Genomic DNA, 6,525 nt, shown 5'->3' with positions numbered 1-6,525 from the left:
TAGACTTCTCGTTTCCTCGACATCCGGAAATCCTCCCGGACACAAGGAATCAGCCCCAATCAATCACCGCAAGAACAATTGAGTATCGAGCCTAGTGGAGCGAATTTGACATTCGCTACCCACATTGCAACAAAGTTCGAGAAGCGAATGTCAAATTCAAAGCTCCACTAGAAAATTATATTTGCTAGTGGTCCTTTGATTCCAGCATTTGCACAGGGAACCGCTGGAACGGGATGCAAATGTTGGAATCGGACCACTAGTCATGTCAGTCCAGTCGGCCTTGAAGCGCAGGACAGCACCCGACATTCGCGCGCGCAAGAACGGCGATCCGATCGTGATGCTGACCTCCTACCATGCGCATACCGCCGCGCTGGTTGACCGCTATTGCGACGTCATCCTGGTCGGCGACAGCCTTGGCAACGTGATGCACGGTTTCGAGACCACGGTGCCCGTCACGCTGGAGATGATGATCCTGCAGGGCCGCGCGGTGATGCGCGGCTCGCAACAGGCGCTGGTGGTGGTCGACATGCCGTTCGGCTCCTACGAGGCTTCCAAGGAGCAGGCGTTTCATTCCGCTGCGCGCATTCTCAAGGAGACGCTCTGCGGTGCGGTGAAGCTCGAAGGCGGCGTGAAGATGGCGGAGACCATCGCCTTTCTCGCCGCGCGCGGCATTCCCGTGATGGGGCATGTCGGCCTGACGCCGCAGTCCATCAACACGCTGGGCTCGTTTCGCGCGCAGGGACGCGAGGAGGGAACGTGGCAGCCGATTGAGGACGATGCGCGTGCCGTCGCGGAGGCCGGCGCGTTCTCGATGGTGATCGAGGCGGTCGCAGAACCGCTGGCGCGCAAGATCACGAAGGATGTGGCGATTCCGACGATCGGCATCGGCGCCAGCGCAGCCTGCGATGGCCAGGTGCTGGTGCTGGAGGACATGCTCGGCCTGTCGCCACGCGCGCCGAAATTCGTCCGTCGCTATGGCGAACTTGGCCCCATGATCGAGGCTGCGATCGAGGGCTATGCGCGCGATGTGCGCAGCCGCGCCTTTCCCGGTCCCGAACACGTTTATGCGATGAAGCCGAAGAGCTAAACTCGAAGAGAGTTCGCGTGCCTCTGCCCGGCTCTCGAGCCCGCGCTTTGCCTTGTCAGCGCCATATCGCTAAAGTATCGCCGCCGCTATCGGCTGGATGTGCACACGGGGCTGCGCCGCGTGGTCGCGGAAGACGGGGACGGGAAATCTCAAGTGTCTGAATTATTTAGCGAAGTTGATGAAGAACTGCGCCGGGAGCAGCTTGGGAAGATTTGGGCCCGCTATTCGGGGCTGATCGTCGGCGTCGCTGTCCTGATCATTATCGCGGTTGGCGGCTGGCGCGGGTATGAATATTTCCAGGCCAAAAAGTCCGCCGAGGCCGGTTCGGCCTTCGAGGCGGCAGCGGCGCTCGCCGATCAGAACAAGCATGCCGAAGCCGAAGCGGCCTTCACGCAACTGGCGGCGACTGCGCCGCGCGGTTATCGCAACCTGTCGCTCCTTCGCGCCGCGGCCGAAGCCGGCAAGCGTGATCCCAAGGAGGCGGTCAAGCTCTACGACGCGATTGTCGCCGACAGCGGATTCGACGGCGCGGAGCGTGATCTCGCGCGCGTGCGGGCCGCCGAATTGCTGCTGGATACCGAGACCTACAACAACATGCTGCAGCGGCTGGAGCCGGCGACAGCCCCCGAGGCAACCTTCCGCCACACTGCGCGCGAACTGCTGGCGTTGTCCGCCTGGCGTGCCAACGATACGGCAGCCGCGCGAAAATGGCTCGACATGATAAGCGCGGACGGCCAGACGCCGTCCAGCCTGCGCAGCCGCGCCGAAGCCTTGCAAGCCCTGCTGCCGCCGGTTGCGAAGAGCTGAGCAGGTGTGCCGAACTCAAGTTTTGAACGAGAACTGCCGATGCGCCGCTCGCAACGCCTGATTGCCTCCGCTGTTCTGATCTCGCTCTGCGGCGCGCTCGCCGGTTGCGGTGGCGGCGGCATGAGCAATTGGGATCCGTCCGATATGCTTGACTTCCTCGATACGAAGAAAAAACTTCCGGGCAAACGCGAGCCGGTTTTCCCTGACGGTGTCCCGGGTATCGAGCAGGGCGTGCCGAAGGATCTCTACAAGAGCAACGTTGAACAGCAGCAGCAGGAACAGTCCACCGCGGCAGTTACGGCCTCGCCCCCGGCTGGCACCACCGGGCATGCGCGGCGATCTGGGGCAGCCGCCGGATCGGCCGGCGCGCCGGCGCCGGCTGGTGGCGCGGATGACGCCGCCGCCGCTGAGCCGCCCCGCAAGCCGAAGCGGCTGGTCCATCGCCGGGCCACCTCGCTGCCCAAGGACGAACCGGCGCCGCAGCAGGAGGCCGCGCCGCAACAGCCACCGGATGCCTCGCCGTTTCCGGCGCCGGTGCCCAGCGGCAGCTTCCAGCGCTGACAGGGTCGGGATCATGCTCTAACAGGTTGTTGAAAACCTTCCGGTCCCGGAATTGACGCCCGTCGAGACTTTTTCAACATCCTGCTGGAGCGTTTTCAAGCGAAGTGGCTACCGGTTCGCGTAAAGAAAACGCGTCAAATCAAAAACATAGAGCTCCGCTTCTGATACCATTAGAAGCGGAAGGCAGTCCACGCCGATGTCCTTTACTGTTGCCATCATAGGCCGGCCCAATGTCGGCAAATCGACGCTGTTCAACCGTCTGGTCGGGCAGAAGCTGGCGCTGGTCGATGACGAGCCGGGCGTGACGCGCGACCGCCGCGAAGGTCAGGCGCGGCTGGGGGACCTCGATTTCACGGTGATCGATACCGCCGGCCTCGACGAAGGGCCGCGCGGCTCGCTGACGGCGCGTATGCAGGAGCAGACCGAGGCGGCGATCGCGGCCGCCGACGCGCTGATGTTTGTCTTCGATGCGCGCGCGGGCCTGACGCCGACCGATCGTTCCTTTGCCGATTTCGCGCGCCGCGCCGACAAGCCAGTTGTTCTCGTCGCCAACAAGAGCGAGGGGCGGCACGGCGACGCCGGCGCGCTGGAGTCCTATGCGCTGGGGCTCGGCGATCCGGTCGGCGTGTCCGCGGAGCACGGCGAGGGCATGGGCGATCTCTACGATGCGTTGCGTGCCGTGATGCCCGAGCCAGCCGAGGAAGCCGAGGAATTCGACGATGACGAGATCATCGCGTCCGAGGATGTCTCGCAGCGGCCGATCCGCGTTGCGATCGTCGGGCGTCCCAATGCCGGCAAGTCGACGATGATCAATCATCTGCTCAGCGAGGAACGGCTGCTGACGAGCCCGGAAGCCGGCACCACGCGGGATTCCATTTCGGTCGAACTGAACTGGGAAGGACGCGATTTTCGTATCTTCGATACCGCCGGGCTGCGGCGCCGGTCGCGCATTGAGGAGAAGCTCGAAAAGCTGTCGGTGGCGGACACCTTGCGCGCCGTCAGGTTTGCCGAAGTCGTCGTGCTGATGATGGATGCGCAGAACAGGTTCGAGGAGCAGGACCTGCGCATCGCCGACCTGATCGAGCGCGAGGGCCGCGCGCTGGTGATTGCCGTCAACAAATGGGATCTGATGCCGCGCGGGTCGGGCGGGATCGCATCGTTGCGCCGCGATGCCGATCACTGGCTGCCGCAGGTCAAGGGCGTGCCGGTCATCGCCGTCTCCGGCCTGACGGGCGAGGGAATCGACGGCCTGATGACGGCGATCCAGGACGCCTACGCCGTCTGGAATCATCGGGTGCCGACGGCCGCGCTCAATCGCTGGTTCCAGCAGGCGGTCGATACCAACCCGCCGCCAGCGGTCTCGGGCCGGCGGCTGAAGCTCAACTACGCGACCCAGACCAAGGCCCGGCCACCCAGTTTCGTGGTGTTCTGTTCGCGGGCGGATGCGGTTCCGGAATCCTATCTGCGCTATCTCGTCAACAGCTTGCGCCAGGTGTTCGATCTGCCGGGCGCGCCGATCCGCATCACGCTTCGCGAAAAGGCCAATCCGTTCGCGCACAAGCGCAAACGCAAGTCGTGAGCGCGTATTCGCAAAAGGTGGATCAGCGGCTGCGGGGCGGCTGCGCGCGTTGCAGAAGCTGCGCCCTGTAATTCTCCAGCAATTCCGCCGCGAACTCGGCCGGGCTCCGGCGACCGTCGTCCGCCTCGCTGGGTGGCGGGTTCTTGAGGGTAAAGGCACGCATCACGCGCTCGACAACGGCTCGCATCGACAGCTCCTGACCCGATCGAGACGGGTCCATCGCGCATCAAGTTCCGGTCATTTGTGAGGCAACCGTCCAAAACGGTTCAGTGCGCCGGAGCGGAATGCCAGAGACAGCCGCCATATCGTGGGGCGTGCAGAGGGTTGGGGTACCCCTCACCCCCGGCGGGAAGAGGTGAAGAAGATCGACATTCCGATTCCGCCAAGCTGCCAACGACTCTAAGCAGACGGCGGATGGAAGCTCATCACCTTACGGCTTTTGTAGTCGTAGAGCTTGCCGGTCTCGCTCCAGGACGGAAGGCACATCGGGACGATGAATTCGGCAATCTGTTCAGGCGTAACCAGCGTCATCGGATCCTCGCCGGGAAACACGATGGCCCGCATGCGGGTGCGAACCGGCCCGGGATTGAACAGGTTGACCCGGATCGGCGTCGTGGCCGTCTCGTTCGCCCAGCATCGCACCAGCGTATCCAGCGCGGCCTTCGAGGCCGCATAGGGACCGCGATAGGCGTTGGCCTTGCTGGCGGCGCTGGCGGTGACGAATACCGCGCGTCCGGCATCGGATTTCTGAAGTAATGGCTCCATGCAGCGGATCAACTGAAAATTCGCGGTGACGTTGATCGCCATGACGTCCTGCCACGGCTTCAGATCGATGTGGCCGAGCGGCGAGGACGGACCGGCGATGCCGGCATTGCCGACGAGAATATCGAGCTTGCCATGGCGCTCGTTCAATGCGGCGCCGAGCCGTGCGGTGCCGTCGAAGTCGGTGAGATTGAGCGGCACCAGCGTCGCGCTGCCGCCGTCCTTGCCGATGTCGTCGTCAAGCTCTTCGAGCCCGCCTTGCGTGCGGGCCACCGCGATCACATGCGCCCCGGCTTTTGCGAGCGCGCGCGCGGTGGCGTAGCCGATGCCGCGCGAGGCTCCGGTCACGAGCGCGATACGGGAGGCGAGTGGTTTTGTCATGGACTGGAATGCTTTGTGCTGGCGGGGCGGATTGACAAAAGAACCTGCTGAAACGGGATGCGAATGTTAGAACCGGATCATCAGGATGGGAAGCAGGGGAGTTGTGCGCCTTATGCCTGAATTATCTGGCGAAGCCAAAGGACAATGGCGACCGATGTCGGCCGCCGACCTGCCGCTGGTCCGGACAGTCGCGGAGAAGGTTCATCCCGCTTTCCCGGAGGACGCGGAGGTGTTCGCCGAGCGACTCCGGCTCTACGCGGCCGGCTGCCTCGTCTTCCACGATGGTGCGGCCATCGTGGGGTATGCCGTCAGCCATCCGTGGCGCGCCATGGACCCGCCGGCGTTGAATTCACGGCTTGGCATCTTACCCCGCCACCCGGAGACCTACTACATCCATGACATCGCATTGCTGCCCGAATTGCGAGGGACCGGCGCGGCGGCGATGGCGGTTGCCCGGATGCTCGCGCAGGCGGGCAGGGAAAAGCTCGGCACCGCGTCACTGGTGGCAGTCAATGGCTCCGCGGGTTTCTGGAGACGCCACGGCTTCCGCGAGATCGCGCTCGATAAAATCCGGGACGTGGCGCTCATGCGGAAACTGAGCGGTTACAGCAACGCTGCGGTTTTCATGGTCCGGCGGCTCTAGCTTTTTGATTCGACGCGTTTTCTTCACGCGAACCGGTCCCCACTTCGCTCGAAAACGCTATAGGCCGGAGATCTTTCGATGAGTGTGCCCTCGGACCGGATCGTCGACCTGTACGAACGGCACGCGCAGGTCTTCGATCGCGAGCGCGGCAGGAGCCTGTTCGAACGCGGCTGGCTTGACCGATTTCGTACGATCGCAGGCGCCGGAGCGGCCATCCTCGATGTCGGTTGCGGATCGGGCGAGCCGATCGCGCGTTATCTCATCGCTGCCGGGCATGACGTGACCGGCGTCGATTCGTCGAAGACGATGATCGCGATTTGCCGGAGGCGCTTTCCGGAGCAGTCGTGGGTAGTTGCCGATATGCGTGGGCTCGCCCTCGGCCGCCGATTCGGTGGCATTCTCGCATGGGACAGCTTTTTTCATCTCGCACAACCCGATCAGCGGGCGATGTTTGCGATCTTTGCTGCGCATGCTGCGGAAGGATGCGCGCTGCTGTTCACCAGCGGCCCGCGTGCGGGCGAGGCGATCGGATCGTATCAGGGCGAGGCGCTGTACCACGCCAGTCTCGATCCCGACGAATACCGAGCGTTGCTGCGTGCCAACGGATTTGATGTCCTCGACTACGTTGCCGAAGACGCAGCATGCGGCGGCCACACGATATGGCTGGCGCGATCGGCGGGAAGCGGCCACGCCGACTGCTGACGC

The 6,525-nt window shown here is 63.8% G+C and carries 8 protein-coding genes; 6 read left to right on the top strand and 2 right to left on the bottom strand.

Annotated elements, in window-relative coordinates:
• The first annotated feature begins 262 nt into the window (after nt 1–262).
• From panB to der, 4 genes are all read left to right on the top strand, one after another.
• On the top strand, nt 263–1,087 hold the full coding sequence (gene panB / locus BGO16_RS11280; protein ID WP_292618802.1) for a 3-methyl-2-oxobutanoate hydroxymethyltransferase: 825 nt from the start codon (nt 263–265) through the stop codon (nt 1,085–1,087).
• A 153-nt stretch (nt 1,088–1,240) separates the two neighbouring features.
• On the top strand, nt 1,241–1,894 hold the full coding sequence (locus tag BGO16_RS11275; protein WP_292618801.1) for a tetratricopeptide repeat protein: 654 nt from the start codon (nt 1,241–1,243) through the stop codon (nt 1,892–1,894).
• Nucleotides 1,895–1,933: 39 nt separating this feature from the next.
• A complete protein-coding gene (locus tag BGO16_RS11270) occupies nt 1,934–2,455 on the top strand; it encodes a hypothetical protein (RefSeq protein ID WP_292618799.1) in 522 nt (173 codons plus the stop codon).
• A gap of 196 nt (nt 2,456–2,651) precedes the next feature.
• Nucleotides 2,652–4,034, top strand: a complete 1,383-nt coding sequence (der, locus tag BGO16_RS11265; protein ID WP_292618797.1) for a ribosome biogenesis GTPase Der — start codon at nt 2,652–2,654, stop codon at nt 4,032–4,034.
• A gap of 22 nt (nt 4,035–4,056) precedes the next feature.
• Here der and BGO16_RS11260 read toward each other — a convergent pair whose 3' ends face one another.
• Both BGO16_RS11260 and BGO16_RS11255 read right to left on the bottom strand, forming a co-directional pair.
• Nucleotides 4,057–4,221 carry a hypothetical protein gene (locus BGO16_RS11260; RefSeq protein ID WP_292618796.1) on the bottom strand — a complete coding sequence of 55 codons (165 nt, stop codon included), beginning with the start codon at nt 4,219–4,221 and terminating at the stop codon, nt 4,057–4,059.
• A 212-nt stretch (nt 4,222–4,433) separates the two neighbouring features.
• The gene (locus BGO16_RS11255) at nt 4,434–5,177 is read right to left on the bottom strand and encodes an SDR family NAD(P)-dependent oxidoreductase (protein ID WP_292618795.1); all 744 of its coding nucleotides are present in this window, start codon (nt 5,175–5,177) and stop codon (nt 4,434–4,436) included.
• A 112-nt stretch (nt 5,178–5,289) separates the two neighbouring features.
• On the opposite strand from BGO16_RS11255, the gene BGO16_RS11250 reads away from it, so the two are divergent.
• Together BGO16_RS11250 and BGO16_RS11245 are read left to right on the top strand one after the other, a co-directional pair.
• Nucleotides 5,290–5,820, top strand: coding sequence for a GNAT family N-acetyltransferase (locus tag BGO16_RS11250; protein WP_292618794.1), 531 nt, complete (start codon nt 5,290–5,292; stop codon nt 5,818–5,820).
• Between the two features lie 78 nt (nt 5,821–5,898).
• The gene (locus BGO16_RS11245; RefSeq protein ID WP_292618792.1) at nt 5,899–6,522 is read left to right on the top strand and encodes a class I SAM-dependent methyltransferase; all 624 of its coding nucleotides are present in this window, start codon (nt 5,899–5,901) and stop codon (nt 6,520–6,522) included.
• Nucleotides 6,523–6,525: the final 3 nt, after the last annotated feature.

It is taken from the genome of Nitrobacter sp. 62-23 (genome assembly GCF_001897285.1).
GTDB lineage: Bacteria > Pseudomonadota > Alphaproteobacteria > Rhizobiales > Xanthobacteraceae > Nitrobacter.
The sequence above is the reverse complement of the archived record's forward strand: the minus strand, read 5'-3'. Positions and strand labels throughout refer to the sequence as shown.